Below are 25,233 nucleotides of genomic sequence, written 5' to 3'. Positions count from 1 at the left end.
CCTACGGACGTCGGTAGTGCGTCCACGGATGGACAACACGTTGGCGGGGACGGGAGGTGATGACCGCGATGCCTAATTCGATCCTGTGGATCGGACTGGTCGTTCTGTGGGTATTCGTCCTGTTCCCGATCCTCGCGGACCGGCATCCCCGGATCCGCCGCACCACCGACGCCGCACTCGCCACGCGCGTGCTGCACCGTGGCGGGGCCGAACGACGGATTCGCATCGGGGCGGCGGGCGGACACGAGAGTGACCCCGACTATCGCCCCCGTGTGCTGACCAAGCGCCCCCACCGTACCGATTCGGAGGATCGGATGACGACCGATGAGCCCGTCACCGAAGGCGATGACGAAAAGCCCACCGTCACAGCAGAACTCGACGACATCCAGCACGGCCCCGACGAAGAACCCGACAACGACGCCGAACTCACCGCCACCGAGGCCGATAACACAGCGGCCGAACCGGATTCGGTCGAGGCCGTAGTGGAGGAGGCGCCGGTCTCGGCGCGCATCCCACCCGCACCACCCGCCCGCCTCGACGACCTGCCCGAACCCGCCGCCGTCGACGACGACGAGGACTTCGTGCCGTCGCGGCGCGGACGCGGCGGCTACGACCCCGAGGCCGACGCCATCGCCCGCGCCGCCCGCTACAGCTTCCGCCAGCGCGCGGTGCTCGGCCTCATCGTCGCCGTCATCCTGTTCGCGGCCTTCGGTCTGCTGCTGAACTCGATGTTCTGGTGGGCCTGCGGCCTGTCCGCCGCCGTACTCGCCGGCTACCTGGCGTACCTGCGCAAGCAGGTGCACGTCGAGGAGGAGATCCGGCGCCGCCGCATGGCCCGCCTCGCACGCGGCCGCACCCGCGAAACCACCACCGCCACCCCCGAGGCGGCCACCACGCGCCGCACCATGGACCGCGACACCGCCCGCGCCCTGCGCCGCCGCTCCACCCTGCTCGACACCGACGACGAGGACCCGATGTTCGAACACCTCGAAACCTTCGACCCCGCCACCGCCCGAGCCCTACGCCACCGGGTCACCGACCTCGGTCGAGCCGTCGGCGAATAACCGGCAGAACAGCAGGTCAGCACACCGATTCGGTATCCGGCCGCACCGCCTGATACAGTGTCACAGCGCGGTTCGCCAGAGCCGCACGGGGCTATAGCGCAGTTGGTAGCGCGTCTCGTTCGCATCGAGAAGGTCAGGGGTTCGATTCCCCTTAGCTCCACAGTATTGCTACGGCAGAAGGGGTCTCGCGGACTTATCCGCGACACCCCTTCTGCCGTTTCCGCCAGTCTCAGCTATTCGGCACTGCTCCATCGAGAGCCGCGGCGGCGAAGGCCAGCTTCGCCTCGGCGACGATCATGCGAACGGCCACGATCCGCGAGTCCACGAGCTCGAACGTGAGGACGGCCGCGAGGCGGTCGCCGTCGAAGGCGAGCGCGGCCGGTTCGCCGTTGATCATCGCGGTGTCGACGGTGATCCGCGAGGCCTCGAGGCGACGGCCCGCACCGATCAGATAGCGCAGCACACGCTCGCGGCCCAGGATCGGACGACGAGCCGCGGTCGCGCCGCCGCCGTCGGTCCAGGCCACCACATCCTCGGCCAGCAGGCGGTGCAGTCGTGCGGCGTTGCCCGTGGTGGCGGCGGCCAGGAATTCGGTGACCATCCGTCGATGCCGGGACTCGTCGGCATCGAAACGCTTACGCTCGCCCGCTAGATGCGCCCCGGCGCGGTGGTACAGCTGACGTGAGTGCGCGGCGTCGATATCGAGAATGTCGGCTATCTCGGCATGCGAATGGCCGAATGCCTCGCGCAGCACGAAGACGGCGCGTTCGGTGGGGGTGAGTCGCTCCAGCAGCACCAGGAACGCCATGGACACGGACTCACGCTGCTCGACCGTCTCCAGCGGACCGAGTACACCCGAATCGGTGAGGACGGGCTCGGGTAGCCACGGGCCCGGATAGGAATCGCGGCGCGCCCGCGCGGACGTGAGCTGGTTGAGGCACAGATTCGTGACCACCTTGGACAACCACGCACCGGGAGTCTCGACCCAATCGGCGCCGTGCCAGCTCAGATAGGCACTCTGCACCACGTCGTCGGCGTCGGCGGCGGAGCCGAGCAGGCGATAGGCCAGCCCGAACAGGCGCGGTCGATGCTCTTCGAAGATCGACGCTCGGCGGGCGTCGGCGGTTTCCGGCGAATCCATCGCTTGCGAGATTATGCGAAACAGGCCGCCCGCCAGGGCTTGCGAGTGCGTCACAGTTCTGCCGGCCTGTCACATTCCAGAGACGTGCCCGGTTCTGAACCGGTGAACGCGGACCGTCCGCTGGAAGTGAGGTCGAGATGAACACAGTGCTGGTCACCGGTGGCACCGGGAAACTGGGCCGGGCCGTGGTCGAACGATTGGCGGACGGGGAGCGCGAGATTCGAGTGCTCAGCCGCACACCTGGCAGGGGGCGTGCGGTCGGGGATCTGCGCACGGGCGCCGGGCTCGCGGAGGCCGTCGAGGGTGTGGAGGTGATCGTGCACTGCGCCACCACCTACGGCCGCGATGATGTGGCGGCGGCCCGTCAGCTCGTCACTGCGATCAGCCGTGCAGGCGGCGCGCCGCATCTGGTGAATATCTCGATCGTCGGTGTGGACCGGATCCCATTGCCCTACTACCGCGCCAAACTCGCGGCGGAACGGGTGATCTGGGGGGAGCGGGTTGCCGTGGACGAACCTGCGGGCCACCCAGTTCCACGATCTGCTGGCCACCATCTTCGATGTGCAGCGGTGGTTGCCGGTCACCTTCGCTCCCGACGGGTTCCGATTCCAGCCCGTCGATATCGGCACGGTCGCAGACCACCTGGCGGAGCTGGCCATCCACCCACCTGGGGGCCGTGCGCCGGATCTGGGCGGGCCGCGGATCCACAGCCTGCGCGAACTGGCACGGATCCACCGCTCGGTCGTGCATCGGCGGCGGCCGATTCTGTCGCCTCGTCTGCCGGGCAAGATCGCGCGCGGCTACGCGGAGGGGTGGAATCTCGTACCCGACAACCCCCGGGGCACCGTCACCTTCGAGAGTTTCCTGCGCGAGCGGGTGTCGCGGTGACGGGCGCGCGGGAGCGGGTGGTACGCGGCGGGCTCCTGTTCTTCGCCCTGGTCTCCGCCGGCCTGGGAGTCGTGATCCTCGCCGTCCCCGAATGGTTCTTTTCGCTCTCCTGGGTGAATCTCGGCATGCAGTACAACCCACACCTGTTGCTCGACTACGGGGCCATGAATCTGGCACTGGCCGTTCCGCTCGCGGCATCGGCGGTGGTCGCGAGCCCGGCGGCCGTGCGCAGCGGAACGGCCTCGTACGCGGTGTGGTCGGTCGCGCACCTTGTGATTCACCTGCGCTACCGAGCACACCTCACGGCCCACACCTCCGCTGTGAACGCGAACCTGCTGCTCGTGATTCTTGCTGTCGGAGCGGTGATCTCGCTGATCCTGTTCCTGCTCAGCTTGCCAGACTGGGACGGCCGCCCGAAGGAAGAAGTAGCGGAGGACTAGTCGACGGCGGTGGTGCTGTTCAGGCCAGGCTCGTGACGGGTCGGCTGTGTTCGGTTCCCTCGGCGGAGTGCTGTGGCCACCGATCGTCCGGGGCGGCTACCACCGGTCCACACCGAGGCCAGGCGGACTCGACTCGGGGTCCGTCAGTCCACGGTGCGCCGAAACGTCCGGTGGCGCCTCGCTCGGAGTCAACGAGTCAGCAGCGCACGGATCTCGGCGGCAACCAGCGCTGGATCCTGTTCGGCCATGAAGTGACCTGCCTCGACCGTGCGATGCCGCAGGTCCGGGGCCCATGCTTTCCAGAGGGCGGTGGCGTCGTAGCCGAGGGCGGCACCCCAGTCCTGTTGCAGCACGGTGACCGGCATGGTGAGGGTGTTGCCCGCTGCTCGGTCGGCGCGATCGTGGTCGACATCGACGGTGGCCGAGGCGCGGTAGTCGGCGACGATGGACGGGACCGCTGCCCGGCACGCGGCCAGGTAGGCGTCACGGACCTCCGCGGGGAGGGTCTGTGGATCGAGGGTCCAGGCGTCGAGGAAGTAGCCGAAGAAGTCGTCGGCCGCGGCCGCGATCATCCGTTCCGGCAGACCCGGCGGCTGCGCCATCAGATACAGGTGGAAGCCGACCGCACCTGCGGTCCCGTGCAGCGCATCCCACATGTCGAGGGTGGGCAACACGTCCAAGCAGGCGAGGTGGGTGATGACCGCCGGGTGATCCAGTCCGGCCCGGAAGGCCACCAGCGCACCGCGATCGTGCCCGACCAGCGCGAAGCGATCATGGCCGAGAGCGCGGGCCAGCGCCACGATGTCGGCGGCCATGACGCGCTTGCTGTAGGTGTCGCCGTCGTCGAGCGGCTTGTCGCTCGCGCCGTAACCACGCAGGTCGGGGCAGATGACGGTGTGTTCGGTCGCGAGGTCGGCGGCGACGTGCCGCCACATCAGACGGGTCTGTGGGAAACCGTGCAGCAGCACGATCGGGCTCCCTGATCCGCCGACGGCCGCCGAGAGTCGCACCCCGTCGGCTACCTCGACGATGTGGGTCTCGAAGTGGGGGAAAGTCATGGTTGCTCCATTCGTTCGGTCCGGTCAAGAGTGCGTGCCGCGAATGAGCAACCGATGAGCGTCGGTACGGTACGTCGGGTGGAGATCGGTGTGTTCGGGGCGGTGCGGGCGCTCGACGAGGCCGGTGCGCCGGTCGCGCTCGGTGGGCCGCGCCAGCGTGCCGTACTGGCCAGACTGGTCGCCGCCCACCGCCGGGTGGTTCCGGTCGACGTGCTGGTGGCAGACCTGTGGGACGAACCACCCCGCGATCCCGTCGGCACGGTGCGCACCTTCGTCGCCGCGTTGCGCCGGGGCCTCGAGCCCGAGCGTGCCCCGCGCACCCCGGCACGGGTGCTGGTCACCGAAGGGCCCGGCTACGCGCTGCGCCTGCCCGACGACGCGGTGGACGTGTGGCGCTTCGCCCACACGGTCGAAGCGCTCGGCGACGCCCCGCCTGCCCGGGTGGTGACCGGACTGAGCGAAGCGCTGAGCTGGTGGCGCGGACCCGCTTACGCCGAAGCAGGCGACGCGCCGTGGGCGGTGGCGCCGCGCAGCCGGCTCACCGAACTGCGCTCGCTCGCGGTCGAGCGACTGGCCGCGGCGCGGATCGAACTCGGTGACACGGCCGCCGCCGTAGCCGACCTGGACGCGCACGTCGTCGAACACCCGTGGCGGGAAGACGCCTGGCACCTGCTGGTGCTCGCGCTGTATCGCTCCGGTCGGCAGGCCGACGCCCTCACGGTGCTGCGGCGCGCGCGGGCGATGCTGCGCGACCACCTCGGTCTCGAACCCGGTCCTCGCCTGGCCCGGCTGGAACAAGACGTCCTGCGCCAAGCCGGCTACCTGGATCGCACCGGTGACGCGGCCCGGTTGTGGGCGCAGGCGACCGCCGCCTACGACAGCACCGTCTCCGACCGCGTCCGGCTCGAATCCACGGTCGGTTTGATGCGCGACCTGGCCGTCACCGGCGGTGCGGGACTCGATGCGGCACAGCGGCATCGGGCCGCGGCCGTCACCGCCGCCGAGCAACTCGGCGACCCGATCCTGACCGCGCGCGTGATCGGCGCCTACGACGTCCCCGCCGTGTGGCCCCGCTCCGACGACCCGGCCCGGGCCCGGTCGCTGGTCCGCAGCACCGAACGCGCGCTCGCCGCGATATCGGACGGGCCCGCCGTGCTGCGCTGCCGACTGCTGGCGACGATCGCGGTGGAGTCCCGCGGGGTCGACGCCGGACCGCGCGCCGAACGCGCCGCCCGCGAAGCCGAACGGTTGGCGCGCGAAATGGGGGATGCGCCATTGCTGGCCTATGCCTTGAACGGTGCTTACATGCAGAGCTTCGCCCGCACCGGTCTGTCCGCCGAACGTGCCGTACTCGGAGAGCGTCTCCTGGCCCTCGGCGAGGAGCACGGCATGGTACGGACCGCCGTCCTCGGTCACCTGATGAACCTACAATCCGCTTCCGCCGCAATCGATCTCAAGCTGGCCGACACTCACGCGCGAGCGGTCGACGAGCTGTCGGCCCGGCACGACCTGCCGCTGGTCGGTGTCTTCACCACCTGGTATCGAGCCCTGCGCACGGCGGTCACCGAGCCTTTCGACCAGGCACGGTCCGCATATCAGCGCGCCGCCGAACTCCTGCCGGGGTCCGGGATGCCGGGGCTGGCCGACGGACTGCTGCCCTTGGCCCTGCTCGGTCTGCACCTGCAACACCACCGCTCGTTCCGGCCCGAGCCGGGCACGGAGTGGGGCCCGGCCGAGCCGTGGATCCGGCCGCTGCTCCTGGCCGAATCCGGCGACCTCGCAGCCGCGCGCCTCGCCCTGCGCGGCCTCCCTGATCCACCGAGGGATCCGCACGCCGAAGCACTCTGGTGCGTCCTCGGCCGCGCCGCACTGCTGGTCGGTGACCAGGACACCATCGCCCGCGCCCACACCGCCCTGCTACCCGCGGCCGCCGAATTCGCAGGCGCGGCAGGCGGTTTGTTTACAGCCGGCCCCGTCACCGACTACCTCGCGGAACTGGAAGCAGCCCGGAACTGATTGCCTCGCACCCCCGGCGACGGCGCCTCCCCCGAGAATGCGCACCCCTTCGTGGGGCAAATCGCAGCAGTTCGCCGGTAACTTGGCATTCGGTCGATTCGCTGGAGAGTCGCTGCGAGGCAGTCGGCCCCCACTCATCTCCGAACCAGGGCAGGCGTGATGAACAATCCCGTGACGAAGGTTCTTCTCAATCCCGCACCCACCGCCAAATCCGTGCTGGGTGCGGCTCTTTCGGGGCCGGTCGACCTCAGCGGGAAAGTTGTCGTGCTGACCGGGGCGTCGTCGGGGATCGGTGAGACCACCGCGCACCTGTTGGCGAGCCACGGTGCCCTTGTCGTCGCCGTCGCCCGCGATCGGGAGCGGCTCGATCAGGTCTGCGCCGACATCGCCGCCGCGGGTGGGAGCGCGCACGCGGTGCCGTGCGATATGACGGACGCCGATCAGGTCGGCGCACTGGCCACGACGGTGCTCGACCTGTTCGGGGTTCCGGACATCATCATCAACAACGCGGGACGTTCGATCCGGCGCACGGCGCTCGACGCCGCCGAACGGGCTCACGACTACGAACGGACCATGGCGGTCAACTACTTCGGGCCCGTCCGGTTGACGCTGGCGATGCTGCCCGCGCTGCGCCTGGTGAACCGCGGCCACATCATCAATATCGGTACCTGGGGAACCACCGCCGGGGTGATGCCGAAGTTCAGCGCCTACCACGCTTCCAAAGCAGCCCTCGCCGCCTTCGGCCGCAGTGTCGGCGCGGAATGCCACGGAACCGGTATCAAGGTGACCACCATCGGTTTCCCGCTCGTGCGCACTCCGATGATCAGTCCCACCGCCGAGTACGACAGCCGAGCGGCCCTCACCCCCGACCAGGCCGCGCGGTGGGTACTCACCGCCGTCCGGGATCAGCCGGTCGAGCTGTACCCCGTCTATGCCGGAGTGCTGCGACTGATGTCGGCTCTTTCCCCGCGCCTCACCGACGCTGTCGTCAGAGCCGCCGGTATCTGAGCCGGGGATCAGAAGACCAGGTAGCGGAGGCTCAGGAAGCGGGCCATGCCGACGGCGGCCATGATCGCCAGCATGGCGCCGGCCTGGGTGAGGTCGCCGAGGGTGGGGGCGAAGGATTCGAGGGCGGCCAGGGCGACTGTCGTGACGCCGAGGCCGATCAGCGCGAGGCCGCCGCCCTGATATTGGGCCGTGAACCAGGGGACGGCGGTGGTGCGGAAGGTGAGGCGGCGGTGCAGTTCGTTGGCTATCACCGTGCTCACCACGGAGCCCGCGACATTGGCGGTGAGGGGGCCGAGGCCGGTGCAGGCCATGAACAGCAGCACGTACGCGATGTTGCTGACGCCCCCGACCACCGCGAAGCGCAGCAGCTGAGCCACGGCGTGGTCGCCGAGTGCGAACCGGCGGCCCCAGGCGTACAGACGGGACCAGTCCGGCGCGGGGACGACGAGGGGACCGAAGACCGGGGCGATGGCGATGCTGTTCACGAAAAGTACGGTCGCCCGGAACGCTGACGCGGACCTGACGCCGCACTGACAGACATCGCGCACGCATGAAACCGATGTGTGTCAGGGGAGGTGTCAGGTCGCCGTCAGCCCGGTGTCAGCCTGCCCGGCGATGGTTGCCGGCATGAACAGCACAGCAATCGCCGCCTCGGGGCTGCGGAAGTCCTACGGGGACAAGAAGGTTCTCGACGGCATCGACATCACCGTCGAAGCGGGCAGCATCTTCTCCCTGCTCGGCCCGAACGGCGCGGGCAAGACCACCACTGTCAATGTGCTCACCACGCTGCTTCAGGTCGACGCGGGCACCGCACGGGTGGCGGGCCATGACCTGACGGCCGAGACCAAGGCGGTCCGTAAGGCCATCGGCGTCACCGGCCAGTTCGCCGCCGTCGACGACCTGCTCACCGGTGCGGAGAACCTGCGGCTGATGGCCGACCTGCACCGCCTGCGCGGTGCCGCGGGCAAACGGGTGATCGCCGATCTGCTCGAGCGTTTCGACCTGGTCGAGTCGGCGAACAAGCAGGCGGGCAGCTACTCCGGCGGTATGCGCCGCAAGCTCGATCTGGCGATGACGCTGGTGACCAAGCCGCGGATCATCTTCCTCGACGAACCGACCACCGGCCTTGATCCTCGCAGCCGCCGCACCATGTGGGACATGGTGCGTGAACTCACCGACGAGGGCGTGACGATCTTCCTCACCACCCAGTACCTCGAGGAAGCCGATCAGCTGGCCGACAAGATCGCGGTGCTCGACCAGGGCCGCATCGTCGCCGAAGGTACCGCGAGCGAACTCAAGCGCCGAATTCCCGGCAGCCACATCGAGTTCCGCTTCAGCGGTGCCGTCGAACTCGCTGCCGCCGCCCGTGCCCTGGCCGACTCGGTTCCCGACGAGGACTCGCTCACTTTGAGCGTCCCCGGCGACGGCGGAACGAAAAACCTTCGCGCCCTGATGGATCGGCTCGCCGCCCACGACCTCGAGGCCGACGAGGTCTCCATCCACACCCCCGATCTCGACGATGTTTTCCTCGCCCTCACCGGGCGCGCAACCCAGGAGGCCGAAGCCCGATGAGCACCACCACGTCCAACCCGCTGACCGGCGCACTGTTCGATTCGTCGGTTATGTTGCGGCGCAACTCCACCCACATCACCCGCAGCCCGGTGACCATCTTCAACGCCGCGCTGATGCCGGTGATGATGATGCTGATCTTCGTCTATGTCTTCGGTGACGCCTTCGATGTCGGCGAGAACTACATCGACTACGCGGTGCCGGGCATGCTCATGCTCGCCATCAGCTACGGCCTGTCCGGCACGGCGGTGTCGGTGAGCTCGGACATGACCAAGGGCGTCATCAACCGGTTCAAGGTGATGGATGTGTCGCGCGGTGCCGTCCTCACCGGGCATGTCGCGGCGAGCATCGTCACCAATGTGATCGCCCTGACGGCCGTGCTCGGCGTCGGTTTCGCGCTCGGGTTCCGTTCACCGGCGAGCGCGGTGCAGTGGCTCGGCGCGCTCGGTGTACTGCTGGCGACCGCCTTCGCCGCCGCCTGGCTCACCGTCGCCCTCGGCATGGCCGCCAAGACCCCGGAGGCCGCGGGCATGTCGGTGGTTCCGCTGCTCATGCTGCCCTTCCTGAGCAGCGCGATCGTGCCCGCCGAGAAGATGGGGCCCGGTGTGCGGCAGTTCGCCGAGTACCAGCCCTTCACCCCGATCATCGAATCGGTGCGCGGTTTCCTGGCCGGTACGCCGTCGGGCGGCCACACCGTCGCCGCCTTCGCCTGGTGTGCGGGCTTCGCGGTGATCGGCTATGTGTGGTCGCGCTCGACCTTCAGCAAGCGAGTGTGAGCTCGACCAGTTCGGCGACATCCGACTCCGACCCACGAGCCACCGCCTCGGCGAAATCCGCTTCGCCGAGGCTTCGGCGTGTCTGCTCCTCGATGCGGGCCGCGTCGGGCAGCGACAGGTCGGGCACACCACGGGTGACGGTGGCGGCACCGAGCAGGCGGGCGGCCTGCTCGGGTTGTTCGGCGCGCAAGGCCAGATCCGCGATCCCGACGAGGATCTGGGCCAGCAGCGCCGCGTGACCGGCGCTCGATGCGGCCTGGAAGGCCGCGCGGTGGCTGGTACGTGCCTCGTCGAGATCGGCGGCGAGATAACCGCGCAGATCGTGTGCCATGGCGCTGACCACCGGTTGCCCGGCCTCGTCACCGAGCAGTTTCTGTGCCAGTTCCATCTGCTGTTGCGCGAGCACGGGTTCGCCACTCCACCTGGCCAATTCGGCCCGGACGAGCGCGACCTCGGCCAGCGAGGTCGGCCAGCCGGTGCGGTCCGCGCACTCCTGCGCGTGCGCCAGCGCCGCCTCGCTCGCCTCGGTGTCGTCGAGCAGCCAGTACAGCTGGGCTTGGCGTGCGCGCATCCGCACCACGGCCTCGAGCGTGCCGACCTCGGTGACCACCGCGATCGCCTCGTCGAAAAGCGCGCAGGCGGCATCGAATTCGCCGCGCATGGCCGTGCGGTTGGCCAGCTCGGTCAGCGCGAACGACATCCCCCAGCGCTCGCCGATGACACGGAATTCCGCGAGCGCCTGCTCGAGCAGTTCGTCGGCCGTACGACCCGGATGGCCGAGCACGGTGCGCAGCTTGCCCAGTTGCAGCCGGGCCAGTGCGCGCACCCACGGATCATCGTCGGCGAGCAGCGATTCGAACGCGGGCAGATAGTGCTCGGGACCGGCCAGGATGCGCTCCAGCGCACCGGTGAACCGCAGCGCGGGATGTCCGCCCCGGCTGTCGCGGCCGTACCGGTTGGCCTTGCGGATCCACTCACCGACCTCGTGTTCACCACTGCGCCCGCCGCTGAGGAAGTGCACGACCAGGGCGTACACGGTTGCCCGTGTCCCGTCGTCCACGTCGCCGGACAGTTCGGCGGCGGCCAGGACGAACTCGGTGCCCTCGCCCTTGTACCCGGCCAGCCACCAGTACCAGCCCGCCGCGGCGGCCAGACGCATCGCGGCATCGGCGTCGGCGGCGGCGAGGGCCGTGCGCATGGCGACCGCGAGGTTGTCGTGGTCGGCCTCGAGTACGGCGAGCCAGTCGAGCTGCTCGGCGCGGCGCAGGTGCGGTTCGGCGGTGGCCGCCAGCGTGATGAAGTGCGAGATGTGCGCTCGGCGTGCGGATTCGGCGTCGCCCGCCTCGTCGAGGCGTTCGGCGGCGTACTGCTTGATGGTCTCGAGCATGCGGTAACGCGGCTGCGGATTCTCGCTGACGGTGAGCAGCGACTTCTCGGTCAGGGTGGTGAGGTGTTCGAGCACCTCCCAGTCCTGCACCACCGCACCGTCGGCGCAGACCTGTTCGGCCGCTTCGAGACTCGCGCCGCCGGAGAACACCGCGAGCCTGCGCAGCACGGTCTTCTCCGCGTCCGACAGCAGTTCCCAACTCCAGTCGACCACCGCGCGGAGCGTGCGGTGCTGGGCGATCGCGGTGCGGCTGCCGCCGGTGAGCAGGCGGAACCGGTCGTCGAGGCGGTGGGCGAGCTGCTCGAGCGACATGGTGCGCAGCCTCGCCGCCGCCAGCTCGATCGCGAGGGGGATACCGTCCAGGGCCCGGCACACCTGGGCCATGGTCGCCAAAGCTGTTGCGTCGGAACCGAGGTCGCCGCGCACCGCGCCCGCACGGTCGCGCAGCAGGACGACGGCGGGGGAGGACTCGATCGCCTGCGGGTCGGCGTTCTCCCTCGGCACCGTGAGCGGCGCGACCTGCCACAGCGCCTCGCCGGTGATGCCGAGCGGTTCCCGGCTCGTCGCCAGGATGCGCAGACCCGTGCACTCACCGAGGATCCGGTGGGCGAAGGTGGCGGCGGCCTCGATCACGTGCTCGCAGTTGTCGAGGATCAGCAGCGTCTCCCGGTCGCCGATGGCGGCGACGAGCCGGTCCATCGGTTCGGCGTTCGGAGTGTCGCCGATCAGCGCGTCGCGCCTGCCGAGTGCCGCGAAGGCCAATTGGGCGAGGTCACCGCTCGCGTCGGTGGCGGCGAGTTCCACCAGCCACGCGCCCTCGGGGAGGTCGTCGAGCATGGTGCGGGCGGTTTCCACCGCCAGCCGGGTCTTGCCCGAGCCACCGGGGCCGGTGATCGTCGTGAGCCGGTGTGTCGCAAGGAGTTCGCGTACCACGGCGATGTCGCCGTGCTTGCCGATATAGCTGGTGAGCTCGGCGCGCAGGTTCGTCGAGCGCTGCGCGGGCCGGGCACCGACCTCGCCGCGCAACAGCGCGACGTGCAGCTCCGACAGCTCCGGTGACGGGTCGACGCCGAGTTCGTCGGCCAGCGCCTCGCGGGTGCGCTGGTACACCACCAGCGCCTCGGCCCCGCGACCCGCCGCGCCGAGCGCGCGCATCAACGCGGCCACCAGTCGCTCCTGAACCGGATGCCGCGCGACGACTTCGGTGAGCTCGGCGACGACCTCCGGGCCACGACCCAGCCGCACCTCGGCCTCGTACCGGTCCTCCATCGCGGCCAGGCGCAGCCCCTGGAAACGGGTGACCACCGGGTCGAACGGGGCACTGTCGGCGACATCCTGCAGCGGCTCGCCGCGCCAGAGTTCCAGTGCCTCGCGCAGCAGTTCGGCCTGACGCGGGTCGTCGGTGCCGCGCGCTTCGTCGAGCAGCCGTTCGAAGCGCACCGCGTCGACGGCGCCGGATTCGACGGCGAGACGGTACCCGCCCGCCTGCACCTCGAGTGAACCGTCGGGCAGCAGTCTGCGCAGCCGGGAAACCAGCGCCTGCAAGGCATTCGCGGCGTCGGCCGGAGGTTGTTCGTCCCAGATCAGGTCGACGAGCCGGGTCTTGGGAACGGCGCGGCCCGGTTCCAGCGCGAGGGCGATGAGCAATGCCCGCAGTCGGGCGCCGGGTATCGCTATCGATCCACCGTCTGCTGTCCGGATCTCCAGCGGCCCGAGCATTCCGATCTGCACGTCGCCCATTGTGCACCGGGTGACCGGGCGATGCCCACCACAGCTGGTCGCCTGTCCGGATAGGGTGTCCCCGGGTGCGTCAGGGTGGTGTCAGCCTCGTGTCAGCGCCGGTCGCGACAGTATGGTCATCAACCGAACGGATCCACCGAGGAGCACCCGATGTACACCTTCGCCACCACCGAACCGGTCACCGTCAGCGTCGATGTCCTGTCGGCAGGCGTCACCGTCATCGCCTCCGACCGCACCGACGCCGTTGTCACCGTCGCGCCGTCCGATCCGGGCAAGAAGGGCGACGTGCGCGTCGCCGAACAGACCGAGGTGAACTTCGCCGACGGCAAGCTCACGGTGGTGACGCCCAAGAGCTGGCGCACCCACAGCCCGTTCGGTGGTAACCCGTCGATCGAGCTGACCATCGAGGTGCCGACCGGCTCACATCTCACCGGAACTGCCGGAGTCGGACAGCTGCGCGGCAACGGTGCGCTCGGCGCCTGCGACCTGACGATCTCCCTAGGCGACATCGTCCTCGAACGCCCCACCGGACCGGTCACCGCCAAGGTCGCCAAGGGCGACATCCGCATCGGCGAGGTGACCAGCGGCGAGATCCGGGTGGAGACCTCCATGGGCGAGCTGGAGGTGGGCATCCGCCCCGGCACCGCCGTGCAGCTCGAGACCGAGGCGACCGTCGGCGCGGTGCGCAACACGATCGTGCCGGTCGCACCGAACGGTGAGTCGGTGCGCCTGCACGCACGGAACACCGTCGGCGACATCATCATCCGTCCCGCGGCCTGACCGGCCGGGAGAACGACGAAACCCCCGTCCACGAGGAACGGGGGCTTCGCTGGGACCAGGTCAGTTCTTGACCAGCTCCGGGGTTTCCTCTTCGGCGTCCTGCACCGCCGGGGCGGCGTGCGGGTCGGCCGCCGCGCGAGCGGGCAGCAGCACCGCCATCGCGATGACGATCAGCGCGAGGACGGCGGAGACACCGAAGGCCAGGCGCATACCGTCCAGGCCGGCCGTCGCCGGGTCGGTGCCCGCGTCGATGAGCGAGGTACTGCGCGCCGACATCACGGTGACCACCAGCGCGGTACCGAAGGCCGCGGCCACCTGCTGCAGGGTGCCGAGCATCGAGCTGCCGTGCGAGTACAGGTTCATCGGCAGGGCGCCGAGGCCGAGGGTGAACACCGGGGTGAACGTGGCCGCCAGCGACACCATCATCAGGATGTGCAGGCCGAGCAGCTGCCAGTAGGGCATATCCGTCGAGATCTGGGTGAAGCCGGCCAGCGAGACGGTGATGCCGATCGAGCCGGGGATCACCAGCACGCGCCCACCGAACTTGTCGAACAGCTTGCCGACGGTCGGCCCGAGCAGACCCATCGCCAGACCACCCGGCATCACCAGCAGACCGGTTTCCAACGGGCTCAGGTGCCGCAGGTTCTGCAGGTACAGCGGCAGCAGGATCATCGAACCCATCATCGCCAGGAACGCGACCGACATCAGCACGAGTGCCTTGGTGTAGGTGCCCGCCAGCAGCACACGCAGGTCGAGCAGCGGGGTGCCGGTGCGCTGCAACCGGATCTGACGCAGCGCGAACGCGGCGATCATGGCCAGGCCGACGGCGACGATCGTGATCGCGGTCGTGTAGTCGTCACCGTGGAACTTGCTCAGCCCGTACACCAGCCCACCGAAACCGAGCGCCGCCAGCGCGACACTGAGCAGGTCGATGGCCCCGGCCTCCGGCTCGCCGACGTTCTCGAGCTGGCGAAGACCCAGCCAGGTGACGATGCCGGTGATCGGCAGCATCAGCACGAAGAGCAGTCGCCACGAGTCGATCTGGGGCACGCTGATCTGCAGCACCAGCCCGGACACGACCGGACCCATCGCGGGCGCGACCGAGATGGCCAGGGTGACGTTGCCCATCACCCGGCCGCGATCCTTCTCCGCGACGACGGTCATCAGCGTGGTCATCAGCAGCGGCATCATCACCGCGGTGCCACCGGCCTGGATGATCCGGCCGATGAGCAGCACGGCGAAGGTCGGCGCGACGGCCGAGAGCACGGTGCCTGCCATGAAGGTGGCCATCGCCGTGGCGTAGGCCGTCCTGGTCGTGACCCGCTGCAGGAACCAGCCGGTGGTGGGGATGATCGCCGCCATGGTGAGCATGAACGCGGTGGACACCCACTGCGCGGCCACCTCGGTGACCTTCAGATCCTCCATCAGGCGGGGGATCGCGTTGATCATGATGGTCTCGTTGAGGATCACGACGAAGGTCGCGAGCACCAGGACCCGGATGACAGTTGGCGTCCGCTCCTTCGCGGCAGGTGCGGATATATCGGCTGGCATTCGGGTAAACCTCCGGGGCGGGGAACGGCGGGTGTGCGGGCACCACAAGAAAGAAGACGGGGGCCGTCGGTCCAACTCATCGGGCGCGGGCAAGTATTCCGGTCACCACCGACACAAATCATCTGGTTTTCCGGGCGCCGAGTGCTCGGCTATCGGCGGAAACAGCAGCTCACCAGCACCTCACAGGACATACGTCCAGGACGCAGTGACCCTGGTCACCATCCGGTCGCGCTGTCGGCCGAGCGCGTGTGTTTCCGTGTCGAACCCGGAGGCAGGGGGTATACCGGATCGGTGACTACATCGAGGTTGTGGCTTGCTGTGGTGTGCGCGATCGTTGCTGTTGTCGGTGGAGGCCGGGCGACAGCCGATCCGGGGGCTCATGTGACGGGGGAGGTGCCGCTGGGCGGCCGGGCCGCCCAGATCGACGTGTACTCGCCCGCGATGGGGCGGGTCGTGCAGAACAAGGTGATCAAGGCGGCAGGCGCGGGTGCGCCGACGCTGTACCTGCTCACGGGTGCGGGCGGCGGCGCCGACGGCATCTCCTGGTGGGACAACACCGATGTGCGGCACTTCTTCGCCGACAAGTTCGTCAATGTGGTGATGCCGGTCGGCGGTGCGTTCACCCTGTACACCGACTGGATCTCCGACGATCCAGCGGTCGGGCGCGTGCGGTGGGAGACCTACCTGACCGAGGAACTGCCCGGCGTGATCGACGGCGCGCTGGGCACCAACGGACGCAACGCCATCGCAGGCGTGTCCATGAGCGCGGCGTCGGCGCTGGATCTGGCGATCCAGGGCGGCCCGCGGTTCTCGGCGGTCGCGGCGCTGAGCGGATGCCCGTGGGCGGCCGACCCGATGGGCATCGCGATGGCGAGCGCCCAGGCCGTGCGGGGCGGCGGCAACCCGGGCAACATGTGGGGCGTTCCGGGCGGACCCGTCTGGCGCGAGCACGACGTCTTCGCCAATGCCGGTCGCCTCGCGGGCAAGTCGATCTTCCTCGCCGCCGCGACGGGCGCACCGGGCGCGGCCGACCGCGGTCTGCCGATGCCGCCGCTCGAGACCATCGCGGGCGCCTGCACGGCCGCCTTCGCCGGACGCCTCGCCCAGCTGGGTATCCCGGCCGTGCACGTGCACCGGCCGACCGGTTCGCACACCTGGGGTCAGTTCGAGGCCGACCTGCACGAAGCCTGGCCGCACCTGGCCGCCGCGATCAGCTGACCGCGACGCGGGGGCGTTCGGCGGCCGGTTCCTCGACCGCCGGTTCGTCCTCGCGCCGGTACCACCAGTGCAGTGCCGCGATCCCCAGCACGGCCAGTAGCGCCGCCGTGAGGCTGATCGACAGGCCGGGCGGTCGCCAGGTGATGGTGAGTTCGGCATTGTGCGTGCCCGGCGGAATGTCGACGGCGAGGAAGGTGCCGGCCACCGCGCGGGTCGGGATCTCGCTCGGGCCGAGGGTGGCCGTGTAGCCGGGCCAGGCCAGGCGGGAGAACACGATCCGTCCGCCGGTGCCGGATGAGACGGTCGCGCGGTTGGTGAGTCCGGCCTCCGGCATCACCGTGGCGTGGACACCGGATTCGTGCGCGATCATGTCGCCGGGGGAGGGCAGCGGATTCACGCGTTCCAGCACCCAGATCTGGTGTTCGTGGCCGGGGTAGCGGACGAACGCCCAGCCCGGCGGTGCGGGTTTCTCGCCCGCGTCCGGGTACTGCGCGCGTTGCAGCACAACGCGATCCAGTCGCATCAGGTCGACGATCGGTGTGTCGGTCGACGGTTCGACGGCGAACACCCGGCGATAGGCGTCCGGGCAGGTGCCACCGTCCCATGCCATGCACAGCAGTCCCGCGAAGGCGGCGTGCCCGACGGGGGTGTACCCGTTCACGTACTGCAGGCCCATGTTCTTGGCATAGCTACCGAGCGCGATCGATCCGTAAGTGCCCGCGAGCGTGCGTTCCTCGTCGCGCACCGCGATGCGATCGGCCAATTGCAGTGTGCGCCCGCCGAAATCGGGGAAGGCGGCGAGCATCTCCGAGCGCCGCTCCGGGAACCCGTAGGACAGTGGGGTTTCCGGAGCAGCCGCGACCTGTGCGAACGCGATGGGCATGGTCGCGGCGATCATCGCCGTCGCCGCCGCTGCCACGCCACGATGACGCGCGAGCCACAGCGCGCCCGCTCCCATCGCCACGACCGCGACGACCGCGAGCACATGCCGGACGAGGAGTTCCGGTGCGGCCGAGAAGGATCGGATGAACAGCAGCCCGATCAACGCGCCCGCCGCCGCGTACCGCCGCCGCGACGACGCGAACACCCCGTACCTGCTGAGCAGAACGCAGACGAGCACGAGCACGGCGATGGCGAGCATCGGCAGCACCCGCGCGGGCCAGCGCAGCGGCCCGATCGCGCCCGGTCCCGCCGTCCACATCAGCGTCGCCACCGCGAACAGGGCGATGCCGCTCCACTCGCTCGCCGACTTCGCCGCCGCCTTCCAATCGATGAAGGCCAGCGCCGGAATCACGAACCACGCGATGTAGACCATCGGCAGTGGTTGCACATGCCCCCACCACGCGGTGAACGCCGGAACCGTGCTGGGCAGACTGGCATTGAGCGATTCCGACCACGGCACCGTGAGGAACGGATCGTTGTGGATGGTGGAGACGTCGCCGCGCCAGGTGGCCTGGGACGACAGCAGCAGCGGCAGATTCGCGATCAGCGAGGCCAGCGCGGCGAGACCGGCGGCGGTCAGCATCCGCAGCACCGGCACCCACTTGCGCTGATACAGGTACTCCCCGGCGGCCACGGCCACGATCATCAGCGCGGCTTCGACGGCCGGGAAGACGTATTGGATCGTCAGCGCCAGGTACAGGAACACGAACAGCGGGATCGGGCCGGATCGTTTGCGCGCGTAGAGCACCGCCGAGGCCCAGGCGTGCACGAGCCACGCGGTGCCCGTCTGGGAGGTGAACCAGCTCGCCTCGTCGAAGAACAGGAACCAGCCGCTGAAGGGGAACGCCACACCGGCCAGTGCCGCCCACGGCGCCCGCGCACCGTAGGCCAGGCAGATACGGAACACGCCGAGCGCCGCGATCGCGGAGAACACGAACTTCACGGCCGTGGCGTAACCGGCCAGATCGTCGAACGAGGGCGCGAGCAGATACACCAGCAGCTGGGCCGGGTTGTAGAGCCCGGCCTCCTCGAGGCTGTAGTTGCCCGCCATCCATTCCCACGGGACCATCGCCGGGAAACGGCCGGCGCGCAGTTCGGCGCCGAGCAGCTGCCACATGGGCACGTACTGGGCCTCGGTATCGTCGGTGTAGAAATGGCGCGCGTCGCCCAGCAACACCGCGATGTACCCCGCCAGGACCGCGACAACGACAAGTCCTGCCCACCGCATCACTTGTTTTCGCGCTTCGAGCGCCGCGCGTACCCACACGAGCGCGGGAGCTTAGGGCATGGAGGTGAATCGGACAATGCCCCGCGTGGTGATGGACGTTTGACCAGCTCAGCTGTGGTTAGGTGGGGTCGACCGATGTTGATAGCATGGCGCAACCGTGCCGACCTTCGAGAGAGTCATCAATGCAGTTCGAAATCGTCGAGCGGGACGAGACCTGGGTGGCCGGTTTGCCGGTCCGCAGTCCCAAACGCGCACTCGGTAAGCTGCGCGACCACGACCTCGAAGCCGCCTGGTCGGCGGTCCTGCACCAGGATCTCGGCGGGCCACTGGCCAGCGCCTACACCGATTTCAGCGGCGAGCTCGGCACCTACAACACCCAGATCGTCGGCTATCAGTGCGATTCGCTCGATCAGGTCACCCGTGGCCATCTCGCCGCCCGGCTCCCGCGCGGCGCCTACGCCCGCTTCTCCTCGGTCGGTAACTTTCCCCAGGTGATGACGGATCTGTGGACCCAGATCGCCTACGCCGAGGAACACAACCAGATCAAACGCACCTTCACCGGCGATTTCGAGTGCTACCCGCACGCGTACAAGATCGACCTGTACCTGGCGGTCGATCCGCGATGACCTACACGATCGTGGTCCGCGGCGGGGCGCTCTACGGCGGCCTCGCCGTGCCGCGCGTGCATCCCAGCTTCAAGGTCTCCAACAGCGATCTGATCGAGTTCCTCAAGGACCGGCTGCGCGACCGTCCCGGCGGGCGCGAACCGCTGCACACCGTTTACGTGCCGGACCCGGCGGGCAACTGGAACGCCCTGGTCGCCCGCGAATTCGCCACGCCCGACGAGGTGCCCGTCGGTGACCTGATGGTCAGCGTCCCCAAGGGCATCTACGCCCGCTTCGCGCCCAACGGCGATTACCACGACCCGGTCGAGGACGTGTGGGCCCAGGTCGACGACGCCACCGCCTCCGCCGAGATCTCGCGCGCCTACCGCGAGGAGATCGAGGTCTGGCACGGGCCGACCGACGTGGAACTGTTCGTCTCGATCCAAGTCGATAACTGACGGGTAGCTGCATTCGGACCGTACGGTCTGCGAAAATTTACTCAGTGCACCCTAACCGCTTCTGACCTGCGGTTATTTCAACTGGCTCAGAAGGTTTCCGGGAAATTAGCCACTTGTCTGGTGGATTCGTAACCGATGACGGATACTGCACCAGTCGGCATCTATGGGACGCCGACCCCTTGCGGGCGTGAAGCATGGAGTAGGAACCCGATGGCTGTCGATGCAGCATGCGGCGAAACGCGGTTGCGGCGGATTCACCGTCACAGCACCGCGGTCGCGACGGCACGTTTTCGTGGGGTCGATCGCTAGATGAACGAACAAGCACCACAGACGGCGGACTACCGGCCACGTCTGCTCGATCCGCGCGACCCCACCGACCGGGCAACCTTGCGGCAGCTCGCCGACATCCCTGGCATCCAGACCGTCGACCTGCGCGCCGGACTGCGCGCCGAACTCGATCAGCTCACCGGTCCACCCCCGGGGCTCGACCCCGGCGAGGAACGGTGGGTGCACTACCCGTGGCGCAACGCGCTCGTCGCCGTGCTCGGGCCCGATGCCTTCACCGCGATCCGCTCGGACCGCAACCGCAACAAGCTCACCCGCGACGAACAGCGGCGGCTGCGGGAACTGCGCGTCGGCGTCGTCGGGCAGAGCGTCGGCCATTCGGTGGCCTACACGCTGGCCCTCGAGGGCACCTGCGGGCTGCTGCGCCTTGCCGACTTCGACACCATCGAGCTGTCGAACCTCAACCGGGTCCCGGGCGGATTGTTCGACGTCGGCGTGAACAAAGCGGTGGTCACCGCCCGCCGCATCGCCGAACTCGACCCCTACCTGCCGGTGGAGATCTGGCAGACCGGTGTGCTCACCGAGACCGCCGACGAATTCCTCGACGGGCTCTCCCTCGTCGTCGAGGAATGCGATTCGCTCGACATCAAATTCGCGGTCCGCGAAGCCGCCCGCCGCAGGCGCATCCCGCTGCTGATGGACACCAACGACCGCGGCCTGTTCGACGTCGAGCGCTACGACCTCGAACCCGGCCGCGAACCCTTCCACGGTCTGCTCGGTGCGACCACCGGCGCCCAGCTCGCCGGTCTCGACACCAGGTCCAAGGCGCCCCACGTGCTGCGCATCCTCGACCCGGCCCAGCTGTCCGCGCGCATGGCCGCCAGCCTGGCCGAGGTCGGCGAAACCATCACCACCTGGCCACAATTGGGTGGTGAGGTGCAGCTGGGCGCCGCGATCGTCAGCGCGGCGGTCCGCCGGATCGGACTCGGGACGAAGCTGTCGTCGGGCCGAACACGCATCGACCTCGAAGCCGCCCTGGATTCGCTCGCCGAACCCGGCTACCTCGACGACGACGCCGACGACCACGCCACCGAACTCGACGACGAGCCACCGCCCACCGACACCATCGGCACGATCCTCGCCTGCGCGCAGCGCGCGCCCTCGGGCGGCAACGTGCAGCCGTGGATCCTGCGCGGCGACGACGAGCTCATCGAGATCGCCCTCGATCCGACGGACACGACGGCGATGGACGTCGACCTGCGCGGCAGCGCGGTCGCCGTCGGTGCCGCGCTGTACAACGCCACGGCGGCGGCCGCCGCTCACGGTTTGCTCAGCGACACGCAACTGCTCGTCGACGACCCGTCGGCACCCCTGATCGCCCGCCTGCGACTGCGTCCCGGCACCGACGCCGAGCTCGCCGCCGATTACCCGCTCGCCTGCGCGCGCCACACCAACCGGCGCCTCGGCAACGCCGCCGACCTCCCGGATTCGGTGCTGCCCGCCCTCGCGCGAGCAGCGGGCGACCAAGCGATCGTGCATGCGATCACCGGGCGCGAACGCCTCGCCGAGGTCGCGGATCTGCTCGGTGCCAGCGATCGCGTCCGCTATCTCACCCCGCAGCTGCACCAGCAGCTCTACGCCGAATTGCGCTGGCCGGGCGAGGATATCCGCACCGGCATCGACGTGCGGACCCTCGACCCGGCACCGGACGAACTCGCGAAACTCCAGGTCGGCAGCCGCAGCGATGTGATGGCCCGGTTGCGTGAGTGGTCGGCGGGCACCGCGCTCGGCGAATTCACGGTCGACCGGGTGCGGTCGAGTTCCGCGCTCGTCACCGTCGGGTTCCGGAAACGCGGCGGCGGCGCACCGGATCTCGCGGACTACGCGCGGGCCGGTGCCGCCGTCGAAAAGGTCTGGTTGCGGGCGCAACTGCTGGGGCTGGCGGTGCAGCCGGTGTCTCCGGTGTTCCTGTACGCGAACCGGCCCGAGGATTTGCGCCGCGTTTCTCCCGAGTTCACAGATACACTTGCCAGCATTCAGAGGCGTTTCCTGGACGTCATGGAAATCTCTGAGGATGAGAACGTGGCATTGGTTCTTCGTCTGAGCTACGCCGCCGCTGCGAGCGTTCGCAGTCGACGGTTGCCGGTGCCTGGCAGTAGGAACGACGGATAGCGCGGATCGGAGACAGCGTGCATCGGCAATCGCTCGACTCACTGGTGACCGAGGTCGCCTCCGAGTTGATGGGTGTCGACGCCACGACCATGGTGGCGGCGAGCGAGCGGGTGCTCGCCGCACTCGTCGAACATTTCGACGTCGATTTCAGCTATCTGCGCCATACCGACCGCACCCGCCGCGCCACCGTGCTCGTCGCCGAATGGCCGCAGCGCGCGGATACGCCGGTGCCCGACCCGTTACGGGTGGTGGAGTTCGACAAGGCCGACTCGGTATTCCGCGCTCTCGAATTCGCCACCGAACCGCTGATCGTTCGGCCCGGTAACGACAGCGAGGACTACCAGGAAACGATCCGCAAATCCTCCGGCATCCCGCAGGTCGCCATGGCCTGTGTGCCGCTGGTTTCGCGGGGTGAGTCCACCGGTGTGCTCGGCTTCGTGAAGATGGGCGACCGCACCTGGACCAAGCGCGAACTCAATGTCCTCAAGGCGATCGCCGCCCTGTTCGCGCAACTGCAGGCGCGCGTGGTCGCCGAGGAGAAACTGCGCTATATCGCCCTGCACGACGATCTCACCGGCCTGGCCAACCGGCGTGCCCTGCTCGAATACATGGAACGCAGGCTCGCGCCCGAAAACCCGGGCCCCGTCGCCACCTTCTTTCTCGATCTCGACCGGCTCAAGGCCCTCAACGATTTCCTCGGCCACAGCGCGGGCGACAATTTCATCCGCACTCTCGCCCGCAGGCTGAAACAGAACCTCGGGCCCGACGACATGATCGCCCGCCTCGGTGGCGACGAATTCGTGATCGTGCCCGCCGAACCGATGGACGCGGTCGCCGCCGAACTCGAGGCCGCGCGCATTCAGCAACTCATCGGGCGCCGGGTCTCGGTGGGCCAGGAGTCGGTGAGCCGTGGCGTGAGTGTCGGTGTGGCGCTGGGCATTCCGGGCGAGACTTCGGTGTCGGATGTCCTGCGCCGAGCCGACCACGCGCTCCTGTCCGCCAAATCCGGTGGGGGCAACGGCGTCGCGGTGTTCACCGACGCCATGCGCGCGCAGTTCGAACTCCAGGACGATGTGGAGCTGAACCTGCGCAGCGCGGTCTCCGACGGGTCGCTGATCCTGCACTACCAGCCCGAGGTCGACCTGCGCACCGGCCGGATCGTCGCGCTCGAGGCGCTGGTGCGCTGGCAGCATCCCACCCGTGGCCTGTTACCGCCCGGCGCGTTCGTGTCGGTGGCCGAGGCGACCAACCTGGCGGGCGAGCTCGGCCGCTGGGTGATCCGTTCGGCCTGTTCCCAATTCGCCGACTGGCGGCGGCGTGGCCTGGCGGCCAATGTCGTCATCCGGATCAATGTGTCGCCGGTGCAGCTGGTGAGCGCCGATTTCGTCGAGCGGATCGAGGACATTCTCCGCCTGTTCGAGATCGACGGCAGCTCGGTGTGCCTCGAGATCACCGAACACGTTGTCGTGCAAGACCTCGTGCGCACCCGGGTGACCCTGCGCGGGCTCAAGCGGATGGGCGTGCAGATCGCCATCGACGACTTCGGCACCGGTTACAGCTCCCTGTCGCACCTGAAGGCCCTGCCGGTGGACGCGGTGAAGATCGACCGGGGTTTCGTGCAGCGCCTCGGCGACAGCAACGACGACCTCGCCATCGTGAAATCCATTATCGGCCTGGCCGGTTCGTTCGGGCTCGGCGTGGTCGGCGAGGGTGTGGAGACCCCCATGGCGGCCCGGACCCTTGTCGGTCTCGGCTGCTATCGCGCCCAGGGCTTCCTGATCGCACGACCGATGCCCGCCGAGGAGGTCGAGGTTCAGCTTCGGGAGGGGCGTATTCCGCTCGATCTCGATCTCCCACGTGCCGGACGCGGCGTGGCACCCAGCTGAATGCCCGCCGACGGGTGGTTACTGGTCGAGACCCTCACCGAGGATCTCGAACCGGCTCTTGTCGCCGACAACGCGCGGGTCAGGGAATGGATCGCCCCACAACGCTGGTCACGCGCGATCGGCCCCGCCAAGGCCAAACTGCTGCGTGATGCGGTACGCGCTGGGGAATCCGCGCGTCTGGGCGACACCGTCGTTTTCGTCGAACCCGTGCGGTGCGCACTGGGCGGGACACACGGCGTCCAGGTCTGGATCGGGCCGGCCGACGCACCCGTGCCGCCACGCCGTCATGTCGCCGCCTGGGATTGGGACGCCCGCACCGAACTCGCCCATCACGGGCCGGGTCTGGAGGAACTGATCTTCGCGCGCGAGCCAGCGGCCGTGCGGGTGGTGCGCACACCGCCCGAGGCGTTCGGGCGCATGGTCCGTTTCGACGGCCGGGTCGACTATTTCGCGATGGCGAGCACCCTCGAGCCAGGCGGGCGCTGGCAGGGAGCGGTCGACGTGCTCGGTGACGACGAACAGGTCCGCCGGTTCCAAATGGTGGCGCGGGCCCGGCCGGAGCTGCGCCGGGTGAGCGGATTGATGCACGCCGTCCCCGAACTCGGCGGCGAAACGGTCGACCTCGAGGTCGCGATGCTGCGCGCCGTGTCCAAGGGAGTTGATGTCGGCGCCGGGTTGATCCTGCTCGCCAGCGGCGTCATCTACGAATGGGTGGCTGAGCCACCGCCGCCGCTGGATCGCTGGGCCGTCGAACGACCGACCATCGACCCCACCGATCTGACCGCGTTGCGTGCCGCCTGTGCCGAGCTGGTGCACGCTCCGGACACGACGCGGCGGCTCACGCTGCGGGTGCGCTTCGCCGAGGGCGAGTGGATCCGCGCGCATGCCGAGCTGGCGACGGTCACCACGGCCGCCACCGGGCACGGATTGCTCCGGGTCCGGCCCTCGCTCGACGGCGAAACGGGTTAAGCGGCTCTTTCACGGGTGTTCACCTGCCATTCCACGGGCAGGAGCCGCGAGT

At 69.0% G+C, this 25,233-nt stretch carries 20 protein-coding genes, 1 tRNA gene and 1 pseudogene; 16 read left to right on the top strand and 6 right to left on the bottom strand.

Translation table 11 applies throughout. From position 1 onward, the window contains the following. Nucleotides 1-68: 68 nt before the first annotated feature. Both glpR and AB0I19_RS13310 read left to right on the top strand, forming a co-directional pair. Complete coding sequence (gene glpR, locus AB0I19_RS13315; RefSeq protein ID WP_357148161.1) at nt 69-1,064, top strand: gephyrin-like molybdotransferase receptor GlpR; 996 nt, start codon at nt 69-71, stop codon at nt 1,062-1,064. An 87-nt stretch (nt 1,065-1,151) separates the two neighbouring features. Further along, nucleotides 1,152-1,224: transfer RNA gene (locus AB0I19_RS13310), tRNA-Ala, on the top strand. Nucleotides 1,225-1,293: 69 nt separating this feature from the next. On the opposite strand, the gene sigJ is transcribed toward AB0I19_RS13310, so the two are convergent. Then, entirely contained in the window at nt 1,294-2,205 is a 912-nt protein-coding gene (gene sigJ / locus AB0I19_RS13305) for an RNA polymerase sigma factor SigJ (protein WP_357148158.1), read from the bottom strand. A 137-nt stretch (nt 2,206-2,342) separates the two neighbouring features. Here sigJ and AB0I19_RS13300 point away from each other — a divergent pair. From AB0I19_RS13300 to AB0I19_RS13290, 3 genes and pseudogenes are all read left to right on the top strand, one after another. Beyond that, nucleotides 2,343-2,633, top strand: a pseudogene (locus tag AB0I19_RS13300) (NmrA family NAD(P)-binding protein); the annotation flags it as partial. Nucleotides 2,634-2,706: 73 nt separating this feature from the next. Continuing rightward, nucleotides 2,707-3,093 carry a hypothetical protein gene (locus tag AB0I19_RS13295; RefSeq protein WP_357148622.1) on the top strand — a complete coding sequence of 129 codons (387 nt, stop codon included), beginning with the start codon at nt 2,707-2,709 and terminating at the stop codon, nt 3,091-3,093. Then, nucleotides 3,090-3,533 carry a hypothetical protein gene (locus AB0I19_RS13290; RefSeq protein ID WP_357148619.1) on the top strand — a complete coding sequence of 148 codons (444 nt, stop codon included), beginning with the start codon at nt 3,090-3,092 and terminating at the stop codon, nt 3,531-3,533. Before AB0I19_RS13295 ends, AB0I19_RS13290 begins: the two co-directional genes overlap by 4 nt. A 188-nt stretch (nt 3,534-3,721) precedes the next feature. Here AB0I19_RS13290 and AB0I19_RS13285 read toward each other — a convergent pair whose 3' ends face one another. Then, nucleotides 3,722-4,591 (bottom strand): alpha/beta hydrolase, encoded by an 870-nt coding sequence (locus AB0I19_RS13285; RefSeq protein WP_357148155.1) that lies wholly within the window; start codon nt 4,589-4,591, stop codon nt 3,722-3,724. Between the two features lie 54 nt (nt 4,592-4,645). Between AB0I19_RS13285 and AB0I19_RS13280 the strand changes: the two genes are divergently transcribed. Both AB0I19_RS13280 and AB0I19_RS13275 read left to right on the top strand, forming a co-directional pair. After that, nucleotides 4,646-6,607: an AfsR/SARP family transcriptional regulator gene (locus AB0I19_RS13280; protein WP_357148152.1), complete on the top strand. Its 1,962-nt coding sequence runs from the start codon at nt 4,646-4,648 to the stop codon at nt 6,605-6,607. Between the two features lie 159 nt (nt 6,608-6,766). Further along, nucleotides 6,767-7,615: an SDR family NAD(P)-dependent oxidoreductase gene (locus tag AB0I19_RS13275; RefSeq protein ID WP_357148150.1), complete on the top strand. Its 849-nt coding sequence runs from the start codon at nt 6,767-6,769 to the stop codon at nt 7,613-7,615. Nucleotides 7,616-7,623: 8 nt separating this feature from the next. Here the strand turns inward: AB0I19_RS13275 and AB0I19_RS13270 are convergent, their stop codons facing one another. Beyond that, nucleotides 7,624-8,100 (bottom strand): GtrA family protein, encoded by a 477-nt coding sequence (locus tag AB0I19_RS13270; RefSeq protein WP_357148147.1) that lies wholly within the window; start codon nt 8,098-8,100, stop codon nt 7,624-7,626. A 142-nt stretch (nt 8,101-8,242) separates the two neighbouring features. On the opposite strand from AB0I19_RS13270, the gene AB0I19_RS13265 reads away from it, so the two are divergent. Then, nucleotides 8,243-9,187, top strand: coding sequence for an ATP-binding cassette domain-containing protein (locus AB0I19_RS13265; RefSeq protein ID WP_357148145.1), 945 nt, complete (start codon nt 8,243-8,245; stop codon nt 9,185-9,187). Then, complete coding sequence (locus AB0I19_RS13260; RefSeq protein ID WP_357148142.1) at nt 9,184-9,960, top strand: ABC transporter permease; 777 nt, start codon at nt 9,184-9,186, stop codon at nt 9,958-9,960. The genes AB0I19_RS13265 and AB0I19_RS13260 overlap by 4 nt, the downstream gene beginning before the upstream one ends. Here AB0I19_RS13260 and AB0I19_RS13255 read toward each other — a convergent pair. Next, complete coding sequence (locus tag AB0I19_RS13255) at nt 9,944-13,087, bottom strand: BTAD domain-containing putative transcriptional regulator (RefSeq protein WP_357148139.1); 3,144 nt, start codon at nt 13,085-13,087, stop codon at nt 9,944-9,946. The two genes, AB0I19_RS13260 and AB0I19_RS13255, sit on opposite strands and share 17 nt — an antisense overlap. A 150-nt stretch (nt 13,088-13,237) precedes the next feature. Here AB0I19_RS13255 and AB0I19_RS13250 point away from each other — a divergent pair, with 150 nt between their 5' ends. Beyond that, entirely contained in the window at nt 13,238-13,867 is a 630-nt protein-coding gene (locus tag AB0I19_RS13250) for a hypothetical protein (protein ID WP_357148136.1), read from the top strand. A 60-nt stretch (nt 13,868-13,927) separates the two neighbouring features. Here AB0I19_RS13250 and AB0I19_RS13245 read toward each other — a convergent pair whose 3' ends face one another. Then, nucleotides 13,928-15,418, bottom strand: coding sequence for an MDR family MFS transporter (locus AB0I19_RS13245; RefSeq protein ID WP_357148133.1), 1,491 nt, complete (start codon nt 15,416-15,418; stop codon nt 13,928-13,930). Nucleotides 15,419-15,709: 291 nt separating this feature from the next. On the opposite strand from AB0I19_RS13245, the gene AB0I19_RS13240 reads away from it, so the two are divergent. Next, entirely contained in the window at nt 15,710-16,636 is a 927-nt protein-coding gene (locus tag AB0I19_RS13240) for an alpha/beta hydrolase family protein (RefSeq protein ID WP_167353258.1), read from the top strand. On the opposite strand, the gene AB0I19_RS13235 is transcribed toward AB0I19_RS13240, so the two are convergent. Next, the gene (locus AB0I19_RS13235) at nt 16,629-18,806 is read right to left on the bottom strand and encodes a hypothetical protein (RefSeq protein ID WP_357148129.1); all 2,178 of its coding nucleotides are present in this window, start codon (nt 18,804-18,806) and stop codon (nt 16,629-16,631) included. The genes AB0I19_RS13240 and AB0I19_RS13235 overlap by 8 nt on opposite strands. 182 nt (nt 18,807-18,988) lie before the next feature. Between AB0I19_RS13235 and AB0I19_RS13230 the strand changes: the two genes are divergently transcribed. From AB0I19_RS13230 to AB0I19_RS13210, 5 genes are all read left to right on the top strand, one after another. Next, nucleotides 18,989-19,432, top strand: a complete 444-nt coding sequence (locus AB0I19_RS13230) for a GyrI-like domain-containing protein (protein WP_067485472.1) — start codon at nt 18,989-18,991, stop codon at nt 19,430-19,432. Then, entirely contained in the window at nt 19,429-19,869 is a 441-nt protein-coding gene (locus AB0I19_RS13225) for an AraC family transcriptional regulator (protein WP_067485474.1), read from the top strand. Before AB0I19_RS13230 ends, AB0I19_RS13225 begins: the two co-directional genes overlap by 4 nt. 309 nt (nt 19,870-20,178) lie before the next feature. Continuing rightward, on the top strand, nt 20,179-22,326 hold the full coding sequence (locus AB0I19_RS13220) for an Rv1355c family protein (RefSeq protein WP_357148126.1): 2,148 nt from the start codon (nt 20,179-20,181) through the stop codon (nt 22,324-22,326). 68 nt (nt 22,327-22,394) lie between these two features. Beyond that, nucleotides 22,395-24,212 (top strand): EAL domain-containing protein, encoded by a 1,818-nt coding sequence (locus tag AB0I19_RS13215; protein ID WP_067485939.1) that lies wholly within the window; start codon nt 22,395-22,397, stop codon nt 24,210-24,212. After that, nucleotides 24,213-25,181, top strand: a complete 969-nt coding sequence (locus AB0I19_RS13210; protein ID WP_357148123.1) for a GAF domain-containing protein — start codon at nt 24,213-24,215, stop codon at nt 25,179-25,181. Nucleotides 25,182-25,233 lie beyond the last annotated feature (52 nt).

It is taken from the genome of Nocardia sp. NPDC050413 (assembly GCF_040655475.1).
Lineage (GTDB): Bacteria > Actinomycetota > Actinomycetes > Mycobacteriales > Mycobacteriaceae > Nocardia > Nocardia coubleae.
This window is presented reverse-complemented; position numbering and strand designations above follow the sequence as displayed.

Bases quoted from the DNA above. Each gene is read 5' to 3' on its own strand.
- glpR (WP_357148161.1), top strand. From the start codon at position 69: ATGCCTAATTCGATCCTGTGGATCGGACTGGTCGTTCTGTGGGTATTC.
- AB0I19_RS13280 (WP_357148152.1), top strand. From the start codon at position 4,646: ATGAGCGTCGGTACGGTACGTCGGGTGGAGATCGGTGTGTTCGGGGCG.
- AB0I19_RS13230 (WP_067485472.1), top strand. From the start codon at position 18,989: ATGCAGTTCGAAATCGTCGAGCGGGACGAGACCTGGGTGGCCGGTTTG.
- AB0I19_RS13220 (WP_357148126.1), top strand. From the start codon at position 20,179: ATGAACGAACAAGCACCACAGACGGCGGACTACCGGCCACGTCTGCTC.
- AB0I19_RS13250 (WP_357148136.1), top strand. From the start codon at position 13,238: ATGTACACCTTCGCCACCACCGAACCGGTCACCGTCAGCGTCGATGTC.
- AB0I19_RS13275 (WP_357148150.1), top strand. From the start codon at position 6,767: ATGAACAATCCCGTGACGAAGGTTCTTCTCAATCCCGCACCCACCGCC.
- AB0I19_RS13265 (WP_357148145.1), top strand. From the start codon at position 8,243: ATGAACAGCACAGCAATCGCCGCCTCGGGGCTGCGGAAGTCCTACGGG.
- sigJ (WP_357148158.1), bottom strand. From the start codon at position 2,205: ATGGATTCGCCGGAAACCGCCGACGCCCGCCGAGCGTCGATCTTCGAA.
- AB0I19_RS13225 (WP_067485474.1), top strand. From the start codon at position 19,429: ATGACCTACACGATCGTGGTCCGCGGCGGGGCGCTCTACGGCGGCCTC.
- AB0I19_RS13215 (WP_067485939.1), top strand. From the start codon at position 22,395: ATGGGTGTCGACGCCACGACCATGGTGGCGGCGAGCGAGCGGGTGCTC.
- AB0I19_RS13210 (WP_357148123.1), top strand. From the start codon at position 24,213: ATGCCCGCCGACGGGTGGTTACTGGTCGAGACCCTCACCGAGGATCTC.
- AB0I19_RS13235 (WP_357148129.1), bottom strand. From the start codon at position 18,806: ATGCGGTGGGCAGGACTTGTCGTTGTCGCGGTCCTGGCGGGGTACATC.
- AB0I19_RS13245 (WP_357148133.1), bottom strand. From the start codon at position 15,418: ATGCCAGCCGATATATCCGCACCTGCCGCGAAGGAGCGGACGCCAACT.
- AB0I19_RS13255 (WP_357148139.1), bottom strand. From the start codon at position 13,087: ATGGGCGACGTGCAGATCGGAATGCTCGGGCCGCTGGAGATCCGGACA.
- AB0I19_RS13285 (WP_357148155.1), bottom strand. From the start codon at position 4,591: ATGACTTTCCCCCACTTCGAGACCCACATCGTCGAGGTAGCCGACGGG.
- AB0I19_RS13260 (WP_357148142.1), top strand. From the start codon at position 9,184: ATGAGCACCACCACGTCCAACCCGCTGACCGGCGCACTGTTCGATTCG.